General features: G+C 71.8%; 13 protein-coding genes and 2 pseudogenes. 4 read left to right on the top strand and 11 right to left on the bottom strand.

Features of this window, described 5'->3' with window-relative positions; genetic code table 11:
* Positions 1-241: 241 nt before the first annotated feature.
* The 4 genes from fis to prmA all read right to left on the bottom strand — a co-directional run bounded on the left by fis (position 242) and on the right by prmA (position 3,071).
* Positions 242-514 carry a DNA-binding transcriptional regulator Fis gene (gene fis, locus ACHWVH_RS02760; RefSeq protein ID WP_010343856.1) on the bottom strand — a complete coding sequence of 91 codons (273 nt, stop codon included), beginning with the start codon at positions 512-514 and terminating at the stop codon, positions 242-244.
* Positions 515-630: 116 nt separating this feature from the next.
* On the bottom strand, positions 631-1,155 hold the full coding sequence (locus ACHWVH_RS02765; RefSeq protein WP_156117242.1) for a DUF3426 domain-containing protein: 525 nt from the start codon (positions 1,153-1,155) through the stop codon (positions 631-633).
* 462 nt (positions 1,156-1,617) lie between these two features.
* A complete protein-coding gene (locus ACHWVH_RS02770; RefSeq protein ID WP_394686627.1) occupies positions 1,618-2,064 on the bottom strand; it encodes a helix-turn-helix transcriptional regulator in 447 nt (148 codons plus the stop codon).
* 86 nt (positions 2,065-2,150) lie between these two features.
* On the bottom strand, positions 2,151-3,071 hold the full coding sequence (gene prmA, locus ACHWVH_RS02775; protein ID WP_295924592.1) for a 50S ribosomal protein L11 methyltransferase: 921 nt from the start codon (positions 3,069-3,071) through the stop codon (positions 2,151-2,153).
* A gap of 417 nt (positions 3,072-3,488) precedes the next feature.
* Between prmA and ACHWVH_RS02780 the strand changes: the two genes are divergently transcribed.
* Both ACHWVH_RS02780 and ACHWVH_RS02785 read left to right on the top strand, forming a co-directional pair.
* Positions 3,489-4,415, top strand: a complete 927-nt coding sequence (locus ACHWVH_RS02780) for a hypothetical protein (protein ID WP_394686628.1) — start codon at positions 3,489-3,491, stop codon at positions 4,413-4,415.
* Positions 4,412-4,768, top strand: coding sequence for a hypothetical protein (locus ACHWVH_RS02785; protein ID WP_152236725.1), 357 nt, complete (start codon positions 4,412-4,414; stop codon positions 4,766-4,768). Before ACHWVH_RS02780 ends, ACHWVH_RS02785 begins: the two co-directional genes overlap by 4 nt.
* A gap of 239 nt (positions 4,769-5,007) precedes the next feature.
* Here the strand turns inward: ACHWVH_RS02785 and accC are convergent, their stop codons facing one another.
* From accC to aroQ, 4 genes and pseudogenes are all read right to left on the bottom strand, one after another.
* Positions 5,008-6,375, bottom strand: a complete 1,368-nt coding sequence (accC, locus tag ACHWVH_RS02790) for an acetyl-CoA carboxylase biotin carboxylase subunit (protein WP_017911501.1) — start codon at positions 6,373-6,375, stop codon at positions 5,008-5,010.
* A gap of 54 nt (positions 6,376-6,429) precedes the next feature.
* Positions 6,430-6,742, bottom strand: a pseudogene (locus ACHWVH_RS02795) (four helix bundle protein).
* Positions 6,743-6,819: 77 nt separating this feature from the next.
* Entirely contained in the window at positions 6,820-7,302 is a 483-nt protein-coding gene (accB, locus tag ACHWVH_RS02800; protein WP_148827977.1) for an acetyl-CoA carboxylase biotin carboxyl carrier protein, read from the bottom strand.
* Between the two features lie 92 nt (positions 7,303-7,394).
* Positions 7,395-7,841: a type II 3-dehydroquinate dehydratase gene (gene aroQ / locus ACHWVH_RS02805; RefSeq protein WP_019801847.1), complete on the bottom strand. Its 447-nt coding sequence runs from the start codon at positions 7,839-7,841 to the stop codon at positions 7,395-7,397.
* Between the two features lie 310 nt (positions 7,842-8,151).
* Between aroQ and ACHWVH_RS02810 the strand changes: the two genes are divergently transcribed.
* Both ACHWVH_RS02810 and ACHWVH_RS02815 read left to right on the top strand, forming a co-directional pair.
* Positions 8,152-10,107 carry a beta-N-acetylglucosaminidase domain-containing protein gene (locus ACHWVH_RS02810; protein WP_394686629.1) on the top strand — a complete coding sequence of 652 codons (1,956 nt, stop codon included), beginning with the start codon at positions 8,152-8,154 and terminating at the stop codon, positions 10,105-10,107.
* A gap of 187 nt (positions 10,108-10,294) precedes the next feature.
* Positions 10,295-11,684 (top strand): annotated as a pseudogene (locus ACHWVH_RS02815) (FAD/NAD(P)-binding protein).
* Positions 11,685-11,814: 130 nt separating this feature from the next.
* Here the strand turns inward: ACHWVH_RS02815 and ACHWVH_RS02820 are convergent.
* From ACHWVH_RS02820 to cutA, 3 genes are read right to left on the bottom strand one after another with little or no spacing between them, the layout of a single operon-like run.
* A complete protein-coding gene (locus tag ACHWVH_RS02820) occupies positions 11,815-12,408 on the bottom strand; it encodes a TlpA family protein disulfide reductase (protein ID WP_394686630.1) in 594 nt (197 codons plus the stop codon).
* Positions 12,405-14,702, bottom strand: coding sequence for a protein-disulfide reductase DsbD family protein (locus ACHWVH_RS02825; protein WP_394686631.1), 2,298 nt, complete (start codon positions 14,700-14,702; stop codon positions 12,405-12,407). The genes ACHWVH_RS02820 and ACHWVH_RS02825 overlap by 4 nt, the downstream gene beginning before the upstream one ends.
* Before the next feature lie 4 nt (positions 14,703-14,706).
* Complete coding sequence (cutA, locus tag ACHWVH_RS02830) at positions 14,707-15,039, bottom strand: divalent-cation tolerance protein CutA (protein ID WP_394686632.1); 333 nt, start codon at positions 15,037-15,039, stop codon at positions 14,707-14,709.
* Positions 15,040-15,122 lie beyond the last annotated feature (83 nt).

Genomic DNA, 15,122 nt, shown 5'->3' on the forward strand with positions numbered 1-15,122 from the left:
GCGTCGGGGCTGAAGCCCCTCCCACAATGGCGAGGCGCGCGGTTCGGCGTTCGGTGTTTTTCTTCGCCGCGGTAATGCGTTCGATCGCCTGGTAGGTTTCAGGCGTCGCGGCTGAAGCCGCTCCTACGAGGGCGATGCACCGGCGCTACAAGCTGGGTTGCCGTGTCGGATCGCTTGACAGTCGAGTCATGCAGGACAGCATGCTGGATCCCGATTCCCGATTCCCGATTCCCGGCTTCACTCAAGCCAGTCCGTATTCCTTGAGCTTCTTGCGCAGGGTGGCGCGGTGGATGCCCAGCAGCGCGGCGGCGCGGCTCTGGTTGCCTTCGCAATGGTTGAGCACTTCCACGAACAACGGGATCTCCATCTCGCGCAGCACGATCTCGTACACGTCGTCGGCGTCGCAGCCGTCGAGGTCGCGCAGGTAGCGGCGGACCGATTGCGCCACGTGTTCGCGCAGCGGCGGCTTCGGCGCGCCGCGACTGGAGTCAGGACGAGTGGTGGCGGCGTTCAAGTTCGACGGATCCCCGGATGACAGCGGCGCCGGACGGCAGGAGGGCCGGCGCGGGGGGACGAGTCTAGCGCGTGGCCTGCGCCGCTGCCATGGCGCAGTGCCCGAACGCAGCGTTCTCAGTGGAAGTCGAAACTGAATGCCGCAGTCTCGGCCGCCGGTTCGCGCACCTGGAAGGCGATTTGCGCGCTCTGTCCCGGTGCCAGCGTGACGCTGTCCGGACGCGCGCGGCCCAGGTACTCCTGCGGGCGCAGCACGCGGCTGCCGATGGTGCGGCCGTCGGCGTCGGCCAGCGACAGCTGCAGCAGCGGCCAGGCCTGCGCCCAGCGCGCGTCGTTGCGGAAGGTCGCCTGCACCTGCAGGGTGCCGGCATGGCCGGGCAGCGGCCGCACCTCGCGGCTGAGCATGGTGAAGGCGGCCGGCTCGCGCCAGGCCGGCACGCTGCAGCGCAGGACCTGGCAGACCCCGGCCACCCACGGCCGCCAGCGCGGGTCGGCGCCCAGGCGCTGGCGATCGGCGATGAGGATCTGCAGCGCCAGCAGCAGGCCCAGCCCGGCCAGCGCGATCCACTGCCAGGGCGCGGCACGCAGCACCGGGCGGCGTTCGCGCGGGCCATGCAGGAAGCTGGGCGCGGCGGCGGACACTGGCGAGGTGGGGGCTATCGCGGGAGTCGCGACCGTGGCCGGTGCCGGTGCCGGATCCCTCGCCGACGCGGGCGCTGGCGGCAGCGCTTCCAGGTCGCCCGCGTCAGGTGCTGCGTCGCGTGCGGCGGTCTCTTCCTCGGCCGGCTTCACGTTCGCAGGCGCTGGTGAGACGCTCGACGCCACGGGCGGCGCTGCAGTGTCGGTCAGCGGCGTCGCGGGTGCCGACGTGTCACCGCCCGCCGCCGGCGCGACCGGGGTGTCGCCCTGTGTGGCGGACGGATCGGGCTGACGCAGCAAGGTGGCGAGGCTGGGGCGGGGCGGAGTGCGATCGGGCATGCGCGCGGGCGACGACGGCGAGAGCCGTATTCAAGCACGCGCCGGCGGGATCTGCAGTGCGCTGCCGGCGGATCGCGGCCTTTCTCAGCGCTGGACGCTCTACGGAGCGAGGGGCCCGCGGCGTACTCAGCGCGACTTGCGGGTGTCGAGCAGGTCCAGCAAGCCGGCGCGCTGACGCGGGCTCAGGCTGTCGAAGCGCTCCAGCAGGCGCAGTTGCTGGTCGGTGAACTGGTAGTGGCTGGGCAGCTCGCCGATGGCCGCGGCGTCCACCGCCATCGGTTCGCCGAACACGCGCTCGCCACGGCCGGTGGCCAGGTACTCGAAATGCAGCCCGCTGCGGCGGGCCAGGGCGATCAGGTGCTCCAGCGCTGGCGCGGTGCCTTCGGCCATTTCCCACTGCGCCACGGCGCTGCGGGTCACGCCCAGGTCCAGCGCCAGGGCCTCCTGGGTGAGGCCGGTGAGCTTGCGCGCTTCGCGCACCCGTTCGTACAGCTTGCTGTTCACACGCACCTCCGCAGGGGAGGCGAGATATAGCCGCGCCGGCCGCCGCGCTTGGTTCGCAGCGCTATCCATCAGTGAAATGTTAGCGATACTGTCCCTGGCGCAATGGGCCGGCTGGCCTTGAGGTGGGCCACGCCCCGGCGTGGCCGTGCCCCGGTTCAGTCGCGGCGCACGCCGTCGATGCGCATCCAGTCGCCGTCCTGTTCGGTGCGCAGTTGGGTGAACCACGGTGCGTAGCGCTGCAGCAGCTCCTGTTCCTGGCCATGCAGGATGCCGGACAGGGCGATGCGCCCGCCCGGCGCCACGCGCGCGGCCAGGGTCGGCGCCAGCGCATCCAGCGCCGAGGCGAGGATGTTGGCCACCACCACCGGATAGGTGGCCGCCGGTTCGTCGGCAGGCAGGTACACGGCCAGGCGCTCGCCCACCGCATTGCGCTCGGCGTTGTCGTGGCTGGCCAGCAGCGCCTGCGGGTCGTTGTCCACGCCCACCGCGGCGGCGGCGCCCAGCTTCAGCGCGGCCAGCGCCAGGATTCCCGAGCCGCAGCCGAAATCGAGCACGCGCGCCTGCGCCAGGACGCCGTCGGTGGCCAGCGCATCCAGCCAGCGCAGGCACAGCGCGGTGGTCGAGTGGGTGCCGGAGCCGAACGCCAGGCCCGGGTCCAGGCGCACCACGGCGGCATCGGCGCCGCTGGCGTCTTCGGGCAGCTCGTGGTTCCACGGCACGATGAAGGTGCGCGCGCCGAAGCGCATCGGCTGGAACTGGTCCAGCCACGCCCGTTCCCAGTCCTGGTCGTCGACCTTGCGGAAGGTGGCCTGGGTCCAGTCCAGCCCGGGGTCGAAGGCCTCCAGCGCGGCCAGCAGCACCAGCGCATCCTGCTCCTCGGGGAACAGCGCGGTGAGCACCAGCGTGCCCCACAGCGGGGTTTCGCCCACGCCCGGTTCCAGGATCGCGCGTTCGTTGCTGGTGTCGGCGTCGGCATCGAGCAGGGTCACCGCCAGCGCGCCGACATCCTCCAGCGCGGTCTCGTAGCGGGGCTGGGTGGCATCGGTGCAGCGCAGGGTCAGTTCGAGGAACGGCATCGGTCGGCGGGGCAAGAAGGGGAAGCGCGCATCTTAGACGGGCGGCGGGCGTCGCGCTGGAGACTGTCTTGCGGCGGAGCGGGGTACGGCACGCATTTCGGCCGGTTGCGAACCACGTCCAGCCGGCGCCGTTCGGAATGCGACACGCGACGGCGGTACGCGGCGTCGCGCTGGCCGCGCCGGGCCCAGCAATGCGTCCGGACGCTGCCGGGCCAGCACCGGCACTGCGATCTGCACCGCGCCGCCCGTGGCGTCGTGCCGTTCGTCCGTGCCGCCGGTCCGCACGTCCATGCGCCGGGATCGCGGCACGCATTTGGCGCATGCCGCGGCCGTGGCCTGGGGTAGACTGCCGGCTCGCAGCGGCCGGGCGACAGGGGGTCCGGCTGCGCTTCCGCCCGTGGTCCGGCTCTTTCGCGCATGCCCGTCGTGTCCCGTCCAACCTGGCTGTTGCTGGCGCCCGCCGCGCTGTTGCTGGGCGTGGTCGCCTATCGCGTGCTGTCGCTGCCGGCTGCACCGGCGGCGTCCGTGCCGGCGACCGCGGTGGTGGCCGCTGCCGCCCCTGCGCCCGTCGCGTCGGCCACCGCGTCGCTGCCGGCGTCCACGCCGGCGCGCCTGCGTGGGGACGCCGAGGGCGAACGCGGCGCCGACCTCTACCGTGCCGCGCAGCAACTGTCGATCGCCGCCGCGCACGGCGACCCCGAGGCGTCCTGGCGGCTCAGCCGCATCTACGACTACTGCGCCGGCTATGCGATGGACCCGGTCGGCTACGGGGCCGATACCCGCGCCATCGCCGACGCGCGCCTGCCGACCTCGGCGCAGATGGTGCAGGCGCGCGCCCGCGTCGGCCGCCGCTGCGCCGGCTTCGCGCCCGGCGACGGCCTGACCCGCCAGGCCATCGTCGCCCAGCGCGTGCAGGCCGCGCGCGGCGGCAACCTGGCCGCCGAAGCGGCGCTGCTGGCGCTGGGCCAGCCGCTGCATGCCGGTGCCGAGTACAAGCGCGACCTGGTCGCGCGGGTGCGCGCCTCCGGCGATCCCGATGCCTACGTGGCGTTGGCGCCGGCGATGGGCCTGGCCGCCAGCGGCGACGACAGCCTGGGCGGCAGCGTGGCCGGCACCCAGTTTTCCGAATTGGCCTGGCAGTTGGCCGCCTGCAGGCTGGGATTGGATTGCGGCCCGGACAGCGAGTTGATGACCCGCTATTGCGCCAACGGCGGGATCTGCTCGCGCGATCCCACCCAGGACTTCAGCAGTTTTGTTTACGACGCCGCGGTGCCGCGGCAAGGCACGGACACGATGAACGACATGGTCAATCGACTGGTGGACAGCAAGGGAGCAGGCTCATGAATTACCGGCGATGGCTGCACGGCGCCAAATTCTGGTTCTGGGTCCTGGCCTTCGTCGCCTATTCGGCGGCGGCGGCGGGCCTGTTGCTGATCGACACCGCCGAGCAGCGCTACCGCGGCCTGTCCAAGGTCGAACTGACCACCGCGCACGCCGCGCCGGACGTGCGCCGCGCCGGCGCCGCGCAGGTGGCGGCGATCTACCGCGCCAACAGCGGCATGCCGTTCTCCACCCTGGCCCCGGGCAGCACCTTCCAGATCGTCTGGCCGGACGGCTCCACCGAAACGGTGATGATCGTCAGCCCGACCTCGAGCCTGGGCGCGGAGCCGGTGGCGGGAACCCAGCAGGGGAAGTAGCCGGGAGTGGGGAACCGGGAATGGGGAATCGCAAGAGCGGGTTCCCGGCCCCTCATTGCACTGCGCGGTGGTTGTCGCAACGATGTCGGCGACGGGCGCCGACGCGCTGCATCGAAGCCCATTCGCTCCCGGGACCTATTCGTTCCGTCCCGATCCTGCGGCGAGGTCGCGGCCTTCTCCGTCGAAAATCGGGAGCCGGCACTGCCGATTCCCGATTCCCGTTTCTCCATTCCCGGCTGTCAAACCAACGCAATCGACTTGTTCTTGCGCTCGGCCAGACGCTTTTCCAGGTAGTGGATGTTCTGGCCGCCGGCCTGGAAGCCCTTGTCGCGCATGATGCGCTGCTGCAGCGGGATGTTGGTCTTGATGCCGTCCACCACCATCTCGCTCAGCGCCACGCGCATGCGCGCGATCGCGGTCTCGCGGTCGGGGCCGTGCACGATCAGCTTGCCGATCATCGAGTCGTAGTTCGGCGGCACCTTGTAGCCGCTGTAGATGTGCGTGTCCACGCGCACGCCGGGACCGCCGGGCGGGTGGAAGCCGGTGATCAGGCCCGGGTTGGGCATGAAGGTTTCCGGGTCCTCGGCGTTGATGCGGCACTCGATCGCATGGCCGCGCAGGACGATGTCCTTCTGCTTGATGCTGAGCTTGTGCCCGGCGGCGATGCGCAGCTGCTCGCAGACCAGGTCGATGCCGGTGATGCGCTCGGTGACCGGGTGCTCCACCTGGATGCGCGTGTTCATTTCGATGAAATAGAAGCGCCCGTTCTCGAACAGGAACTCGAAGGTGCCGGCGCCGCGGTAGCCGATGCGGATGCAGGCGTCCACGCAGACCTTGCCGATCTCGTTGCGCAGTTCCTCGGTGATGCCCGGCGCCGGCGCTTCCTCCACCACCTTCTGGTGGCGGCGCTGCATCGAGCAGTCGCGCTCGCCCAGGTGGATGGCGCCGCCCTGGCCGTCGGCCAGCACCTGGATCTCCACGTGGCGCGGGTTCTCCAGGAACTTCTCCATGTACACCTGGTCGTTGCTGAAGGCGGCCTTGGCCTCGGACTTGGTGGTCTCGATGGCGGCCTTCAGCGCGGCCTCCGAATGCACCACGCGCATGCCGCGGCCGCCGCCGCCGCCGGCGGCCTTGATGATCACCGGGTAGCCGATCTCGCGGGCGATCTTGGTGTTGGCGACGATGTCCTCGCCCAGCGGGCCGCCCGAGCCGGGCACGCACGGCACGCCGGCGGCCTTCATCGCGCGGATCGCCTCGACCTTGTCGCCCATCAGGCGGATGGTGTCGGCCTTGGGCCCGATGAAGATGAAGCCGGACTGCTCCACGCGCTCGGCGAAGTCGGCGTTCTCCGACAGGAAGCCGTAGCCGGGGTGGATGGCCTGGGCGTCGGTGACCTCGGCCGCGGCGATCAGCGCCGGGATGTTGAGGTAGCTCTCCGAGGAGGGCGCCGGGCCGATGCACACCGACTCGTCGGCCATGGCCACGTGCTTGAGGTTGCGGTCCACGGTGGAATGCACCGCGACCGTGCGGATGCCGAGCGTATGGCACGCGCGCAGGATGCGCAGCGCGATTTCGCCGCGATTGGCGATGACGACTTTATCGAGCATGGGAAGGCCGGGAATTGGGAATGGAGAATCGGGAATGGAGGACGGCGTGCATCGTCAATCTCCGCGCTTGCTCAGAACATTCATCAATGCGGTCAGTTTGGCGAAGATCGTATCGATCAATCCGTCGAGTGCCGCGATGTCGGGGGTGTAGTCGAGTCGGCGCGCGATCTGCAGGTGCGTGCTGGCCTCGGACAGCGAGCCACGTGCGATCGACAGAAAACGCAGGTATTCGGGAGTGGAGCGCCGCGCCTTCGGCGATGTTGGCGGGGATGCTGACCGCTGCACGGCGCAGTTGCGCCGTCAGCCCGAAACGTTCCGTCGCCGGAAACGTCTCGGAGAGGCGATAGATCATTTCCACCAGATCCATGGAGTCGCGCCAGACGTCGAGCCGCTCGTGCGGTCGCTTTGACGATTCCCCATTCTCCACTCCCGATTCCCGGCGTCTCAGCCAATCACAAACAACGGCTGGTCGAACTCCACCGGCTGGCCGCTTTCGCCCAGGATCGCGACGATGGTGCCGGAGACGTCGGCTTCGATCGGGTTGAACATCTTCATCGCCTCGATGATCGCCAGGGTCTCGCCGGCCTTGACCGCCTGGCCGACGCTGACGAAGGCCGGCTTGTCCGGGGCCGGCGAGGTGTAGAAGGTGCCGACCATCGGCGCGCGCAGCACGTGGCCCTCGGGCAGGGCGTTGCCGGGCTTGGCGCTGCCGCCGGTGGAAGCTTCGGTGGGCGAGCTCATCGGCATCGGCGCGGCGGCGGCCGGCGCGGCCGCGGGGGCGGCGGCCACGTACTGCGGCGCGCTGGCGGTCATGCCCTTGGGGGTGCGCGCCAGGCGCACGCTTTCCTCGCCTTCCTTGATCTCGATCTCGGCGAGATTCGATTCTTCCAGCAGGTCGATCAGTTTCTTGATTTTGCGGAGATCCATAACGGCCTCGTGAGGTGACTTTGAAAAAGACCGGGCGCGCGGCCCGGGGACTCAGACGGGGGTATGCGGTGCCGGTCGGGCGTGGGCGCGGCTCATGCGGCCGCTCCCAGGCGGGTCAGCGCCGCGTCCATCGCATAGCGGTAGCTGTCGGCGCCGAAGCCGCAGACCACGCCGACCGCGTGGTCGCTGAAATAGCTGTGGTGGCGGAACGGCTCGCGGCTGTGCGGGTTGGACAGGTGGATCTCGATGAACGGGATCGCCACCGCCGCCAGCGCGTCGCGCAGCGCCACCGAGGTATGGGTGAAGGCCGCCGGGTTGATCAGGATGAAGGCGGTGCCGTCGCCGCGCGCGGCCTGCACCCGGTCCACCAGCACGTGCTCGGCGTTGGACTGCAGGCTCTCCAGCGCGTGACCGGCGGCGCTGGCCTGGGCCAGCAGCGCGGCATCGATCTGCGCCAGGGTGGCATGGCCGTATACGCCCGGCTCGCGGGTGCCGAGCAGGTTGAGGTTGGGGCCATGCAGCAGCAGCAGTCGCGCCATCGGGAACAAAGCAGCGGAAAGGGCGGCAGTCTGCGCGAAGCCGGCATTGCTGTCCAGTTCGGCGAAGTTGCGGGTGTTTTAAACAAATGTTTGATTTTTCGCCGGCCTGCGTCGCGTCGGCCGGGCATGGCGTGCGGACAACGGGCCGCGCCACTGCCTGCGGTTATGTCGCATCTTGCGCGGACCATGCAAGTGTCGCTGCAGCATGGGACGGCCACAGTGCAGCGCCATCGCCACCGCGCGTCGACGCGCCGGTGGAAGTGGTATATACCATTTCAAAATCACTGAAATACCAGTCGAGGGTAGGCGCATGCGAACCGAGCGTATTGGCCGTTGCGGCCTTGGCCGCCACATCCTGGCGTTCGCGCTGCTGGCCGGGGCGACCGCACCCGCGCTGGCGGCGGTGCCGGCGACGCTGCCGGCGGTGTACCCGGCGCCGACCGCGCTGCGCCTGCTCGGGCCGGAATTGCCGCTGGGGCCATCGGTGGTGCTGGTGCAGGCCGGCAAGGCCGACCCGGCCACCGACGCGCTGGTGCGCGCGGTGTTGCGCGAGGCCGGGGTTTCCCGCATCCGCCGCGCCAGCACGCTGCCGCACGACCCGCAGGCGGTGTCGGTGGTGCTCGGCACCGTCGACGCGGCGCCGGTGCGCGATGCGCTGGCCGCCGTCGACCTGGACGTGCCGGAACGCGCGGAAGGCTATGCGTTGGGCAGCGTGGCCAGCGGCGGTGGCACGCGGATCGTGCTGGCCGGCCGCGACGGCGCCGGCCTGTACCACGCGGCGCAGACCTTCCGGCAACTGGTCGCGCCCGGGCGCATCGCCGCGGTGGCGGTGACCGACGCGCCGGCGATGCCGGTGCGCGGCACGATCGAGGGTTTTTACGGCAAGCCCTGGAGCATGGACGAGCGCGCCGCGCACCTGGCGTTCCTGGCGCGGTTCAAGGCCAATACCTACATCTACAGTCCCAAGGACGACGTGTTCGCGCGCGACCGCTGGCGCGCGCCTTACCCGGCGGCCACGCTGGCGGCGCTGGGCAAGCTGGCCGCGGTCGCCAACCGCGAGCACATCAACTTCGTCTACGCGCTCTCGCCGGGGCCGTCGATCTGCTACAGCGATGCGGCCGACCTGCAGGCGATCCGGCGCAAGTTCGCCGCGCTGCGCGCGCGCGGCGTGCGCAGCTTCTACATCGCCTTCGACGACATCGAATACACCAAGTGGAACTGCCCCGGCGACGCCACCGCATTCGGCCCGGCCGGCGAGCAGGCCGCGGCTACCGCGCAGGCGCGGTTGCTCAACGCGGTGCAGGCGGACATCGCCGCGGCCGGCCACGGCGCGCTGATCATGGTGCCGACCGAGTACTTCAACGTCACCGAGTCGCCGTATAAGGCGACGCTGCGCAAGGCGCTGGATCCGCGCGTGGTGGTGCAGTGGACCGGAACCGACGTGGTTCCGGCGTCGATCTCGGTGAGCGACGCGAAGAACGCCACCAAGGCGTTCGGGCGCAAGACCCTGCTGTGGGACAACTATCCGGTCAACGACTTCGCCGAGACCGCCGGGCGCCTGCTGCTGGCGCCGTACGACCGCCGCCAGGCCGGGCTGTCGACGGAGCTGAGCGGCATCGTGTCCAACCCGATGAACCAGGAAGTGGCCAGCCGGCCGGCGGTGGCCGGGCTGCTCGCCTTCGCCTGGAACGACCGCGGCTACGACGCGCCGCGCACCTGGCGCGCGGCCGCGCGCGACCTGGCCGGCGGCGATGTGCAGGTCGCCGACGCGCTGCTGACCTTCTTCGACACCCAGCACCTGGCACCGACCTTCGGCCATCTGCCCTGGCAGCCGCAGGCGCCGCGGCTCAAGGCGTTGATCGACGCCGCCCGCGACGCGCTGGCCGACGGCGATCCGGCCGCCCGCAGTGCGGCGCTGGCCGCGCTGGGCCGCGCCGCCGACGACCTGGTGGCGGCACCGCAGCGCATCCGTGCCGGCACCACCACCGGCGCGTTCGTGGCCGAGGCAGCGCCATGGCTGGACGCGACCGCGCTGTGGGGCCGCGCGCTGCGCCGGAGCGTGGACGGGCTGAACCAGGCACTGGCCTCCGATCCGGCGGCCGGGCAGGCCTTCGCTGCGGCCAGGCAGCTCGCCGCGCAAGCGGAGGCGATTCCCTCCATTCCCGGCGCGACCCGCTTCGGCGGCCCGGTCAAGGTCGCCGACGGCGTGCTGGATACCTTCATCGCCGATGCGCCCGGCCTGGTGGAAAGCCCGCCGGCGCGCTAGCGAGCGAGACGGCGGGCCGCGGCGGATCGGCGCGGTCCGCGCGCCGGTGTCCCGGCTCGCTCATGGGCATCGCCCATGTGCTGATGCCCGATCGCCATGCCGCACAGCGCACGCATTAACCTGCGATTTACACCCGCGCGCCGCATCCCAGGCACAAAGGATGCCCCGAGCGGCCAAGGTGCGTGCCATGCGAATTGCGATCATCGGCGCAGGATTCTGCGGCAACGTGCTGGCCGCCGCGTTGGCCCGCCAGGGCACCGCCAGCCGCATCACCCTGGTCGGCATGGCCGACACCTTCGGCCGCGGCGTCGCCTATGGCGCGGCGCGGCCGGAGCACCTGTTGAACGTGCGCGCCAAGGACCTGGGCGTGGATCCGCAGGATCCCGGCGGCTTCGCCGCGGCGCTGCACCTGGATGCGGCGCAGGGCATGGCGTTCCTGTCGCGGCTGCAGTACGGCCAGTACCTGGAGCAGCACCTGGCGGCCGCCCTGGCCGACTCGGCCGCCGAGGTGGTGCCGCTGGCGCAGGAGGCGGTGGCGCTGGAGCGCGATCCGCACGGCTTCCGCGTGTTCCTGGCCAATGGCGAGGATTTCGTCAGCGACGTGGTGGTGCTGGCGATCGGCGCACTGCCGCCGGCGGCGCTGCCGGGCGTGGGCCCGCGCCTGGCGGTGCACCGGCGCTACATCGGCTGGCCGTGGCAGGACGGCGTGCTCGACACGGTGCCGCCGCAGGCGCGGCTGCTGCTGGTCGGTACCGGCCTGACCATGGCCGACGTGGCCCTGACCCTGCGCCGGCGCGGCCACCGCGGCGCGATCACCGCCCTGTCGCGGCGCGGCCTGGCGCCGCAGGCGCATCTGCTTCAGCCGGGCGCGCCGGTGAGCCTGCCGCCCAGCGTGGTGCAGGCGCTGCGCGGCCATGACCTGCGCGGCCTGGTGCGCAGCCTGCGGCAACTGACCACGGTGGTGGAGGACTGGCGCTGCGTGGTGGATGCGCTGCGTCCGCATCTGCAGCCGTTCTGGAGCGGCCTGGCGCCGGCGGCACGCGCGCGCTTCCTGCGCCACCTGCGGCCGTACTGGGAGGTGGCGCGGCACCGCCTGGCGCCGGCCGCAGCCACCGCGCTGGCGCAGATGCAGCAGCAGGGGCAGTTGCGGATCCGCGCCGGCCGCCTGCTGCGCGCGCGCCTGGGCGAGGACGCGGTGGAGGCGGTGATCCGCGACCGCGCCGACCGCGGCGCGCGCACCGAACAGTTCGACGTGCTGATCCGCGCCACCGGGCTGGATACCGATGTCGCCCGCACCAGCCATCCGCTGGTCGCGGCGCTGCGCGAGGCCGGCCTGCTGCAGGCCGATCCGCTGGGCCTGGGGGTGGTCGTCGATCCGCGGCTGCGGGTACGCGACGCCGGTCGCTGGCCTGTACTGCCTGGGGCCGCTGCTGCGCGGCGGCCTGTGGGAAATCACCGCGGTGCCGGAACTGCGCGCCGCCGCGCAGCGCCTGGCCGAGGAACTGGCGACGCTGGCGCAGGCGCGGACCGCCGATGGTGGCGCCAGTGGCGATGCGCCGCAGCGGCTGGCGTTCTAGTGCCGGATCCGCACGCGTGCGCTGCCCGCACTGCCCGCGTAGGAGCGGCTTCAGCCGCGACCGGGCGTTACCGGTAATGCCTGGTCGCGGCTGAAGCCGCTCCTGCGCGAGCGCGTCCAGCGTTCGCCGGCTAGCGTGACGGCTGCGCGCCGCCGCCCACCCAGCCCTCCACTTCGCCCGGCGCGAACGGGCCGAGCTTCTGCCTGACGATGCGGCCGTCGGCGTCGATCAGCACGCTGTACGGCAGCAGGCCCTGGGTGTCGCCCAGGCGCACGCTGGCGTCGGCCGGGCCGGGCGTCTCCAGCGTGATCGGGTAGCCGATCGGCACCCGCTGCAGGAAGTCGCGCGCGTCTTCGGCACGGTCCAGGGCGATGCCCAGCACCTGCAGGCCGTCGGCCGGCTGCGCGCGGGCCAGCCGGTCCAGTTCCGGCATCTCGCGCACGCAGGGTTCGCACCAGCTCGCCCAGACGTTGACCAGCAGCGGCCGGCCGCGGAACTGCGCCAGGGTCAGGTGGCCGCCGTCGAGCGTGGGCAGGCGCAGCGCCGGGGCGGGATCGCCCGGGCGCGCCGCGGCGACCGGCGGCGCGCCCGCATGGCCGCTGGCCGTGGCGGACGTTGCCGGGGCCAGCGCCGGCGTCCGCCGTTCCCACCAGTGCGCCGCCGCCACGCCGAGCACCGCCGCCACCGCGGCGACCGCCAGCAGGCGCGCGCTGGCGGGGGTCATCGCGCCGCGCGCAGCAGGGCGTCCTCGACCACCGCCTGGCTCAGCACCGGCGGCAGTACCGTCGGCGGCGCGCCAGGGCCATAGACCACGTACAGCGGCACGCCCACCGCCTTGTGCTCGGCGAGGAAGGCGCTGATGCGCGGATCCTCGTTGGTCCAGTCGCCCTTCATGTACACCGCGTCCACCCGCTTGATGGTGTCGCGGAACGCGTCGCTGTCGAACACGTTGCGTTCGTTGGCCTTGCAGGTGACGCACCAGTCGGCGGTCATGTTGACGAACACCACGCGGTTGTCGGTGCGCAGGCGGTCGAGCATCTGCGGCGAATAGGCCACGGTGTTGCGCTCGACGCTGGCGCTGGGCGGCGGCAGCCGGGTCACGCCCCAGGCCGGCACCAGCGCGGCCAGCAGCAGCACGGCGGCCAGGCGCATGCCGGTTTTGTGGTCGCGCCAGCGCGCGCGCTCGAACCACCACAGGCCCAGCGCCAGCAGGGTGGCGCCGATCAGCAGCAGCGCCACCGCGTCCACGCCGCGCTGCTTGCCCAGCACCCACAGCAGCCAGATCGCGCTCAGGTACATCGGGAACGCCAGCACCTGCTTGAGCGTCTCCATCCACGCGCCCGGCTTGGGCAGGCGCCTGGCCAGCGACGGCACGAAGCCGATCAGCAGGAACGGCAGCGCCAGGCCCAGGCCCAGGGTCAGGAACACCAGCATCGCCATCGCCGGCGGCGCGGTCAGCGCATAGCCCAGCGCCGGGCCCATGAACGGGCCGATGCAGGCGCTGGACACCACGCAGGCCAGCACGCCGGTGAAGAAGTCGCCGACCGGGCCGCTGCGCGTGGACAGCGATTGGCCGACGCCACCGAGGTTGGCGCTGAGGGTGAACACGCCCGACAGGCTCAGCCCGACCACGAACATCAGGTACACCAGCACCGCGACGAAGCCCGGGCGCTGCAGTTGGAAGCCCCACAGCAGGCGCGCGGCCACGGCGATGCCGCCGACCACGGCGAAGGAGGCGAGCACGCCCAGCGTGTACCACAGCGCATGGCTGCGGGCGCGGCCGCGGCTCTCGCCGCTCTGCGCCAGGCCCAGCACCTTCAGCGACAGGATCGGCAGCACGCACGGCAGCAGGTTCAGCAGCAGGCCGCCGCCGAGCGCCAGCAGCAGGATCCACAGCAGGTTCTGCGTGGCCGGCGGCGGTGCGGCGCTGCGCGCGGCGTTGTGCGCCGAGGCGTCCGGCGTCGCCGGCAGGGCATCGGCGGCCGTGGCCGCGGCCGCGTCGTTGGCGTCGGTCTGGCGGCTGTCCAGCGGCGTCACCAGCAGCGGGCTGACCTCGGCCTGGTCGGCCGGGGTGACGGTGCCCTTGGGCAGCGCCAGCTTCACCCGCCGGGTCATCGGCGGGTAGCAGATGCCGTCGGTCTGGCAGCCCTGGAAGGTCGCCACCAGGGTCGCGGTGGTGGCGTCGGCGCGCTGGCGCTGCAGCGGCACGGTGACCTCGGTCTGGTCGAAGTACACCACCACGTTGCCGAAGTGTTCGTCCTGGTGCGAGCTACCCTTGGGCCAGCGCGGCATGCCGGTGCGGATGCCGGGCGCGCCCTCCAGCGCCAGCGCGGTGCGGTCGCGATACAGGTAATAGCCGGGCGCCGGGGTGAAGCGCAGCAGCAGGGTATTGCCGTCGCCGACGATGGCTTCGAACTGGAATGCCTGGTCCGAGGGCAGCGGCAGGCCCTGCACCGCCGCGGTGCCGGGGCCGGGACCGAACAGCGGCTTGGCGCCGTTGCCCGCGCCCGGGCCGCTGCCCGGCAGCCCGCCCGTCGCGGCCGGCGGCGGCAGTGCCGGTGCGGGATCGGTGGCGGCCGTGGCGGCCGGCAGGGTCACCTCGAGCAGGCGCTTCTGCGGCGGATAGCACACGCCGGCATCGGCACAGCCCTGGTAGCGCACCTCCAGCTGCACGCGGCTGGTGCCGGGATCGGCGACGCCGCTCTGCACCGCGTTTAGTTCGTCGCGGTAGGTCTCCACCTCGCCGAAGTACGGGTCGGTCTTCTTGTGGCCGGCCGGCAACTGCAGGGTCGGGTTGGGCTTGAAGCCGCCGATCACCTTCACCGCGATGCGGTGCCGGTACAGGTAGTAGCCCTTGGCGATGTCCCAGTGCAGCGCGATGCGGCCGCGTTCGGGTGCCTGTGCGCTCAGCGCGAAGGCCTGGTCCACCGGCAGCAGGTCCTTTTCGCTGATCGCCAGGGCGGGGAAGGCGGCCACGGCCAGCAGGCACAGGGCGGCGAGGCGGTGCAGCAGGGTCATCGGCTTACGGTTCCTCACGGGTTTCGGCATGCACCCACTGCAGGTAGGCCGGCAGGCCGCCTGTCACCTCGAGTTCGACCAGTTCGGGGACCTCGTAGGGGTGCAACGCGCACAGCCGCTGCCGCAACGCGGGCAGGCGGTCGGCGGCGGTCTTGATCAGCAGCAGCACCTCCTCGCCCTGTTCCACCTCGCCTTGCCAGCGATAGGTGGACTGCACGCCGGGCAGGCCGCTGACGCAGGCGGCCAGGCGTTCGTCGACCAGCGCCTGGGCGACCCGCGCGGCGCTGGCCGGATCGGGGCAGGTGCTGAGCAGCAAGCGGAGGGCGGGCGCGGACATGCGGCCGACAGTATAGGGATGCCGGCCGCGCTTTGGCGGCGCCCGCGGGGAAAGCCGGCGCCGCTCTGAATCTCCAATCCCGA

The sequence above is a fragment of the uncultured Xanthomonas sp. genome, from assembly GCF_964278005.1.
GTDB lineage: Bacteria > Pseudomonadota > Gammaproteobacteria > Xanthomonadales > Xanthomonadaceae > Xanthomonas_A > Xanthomonas_A sontii.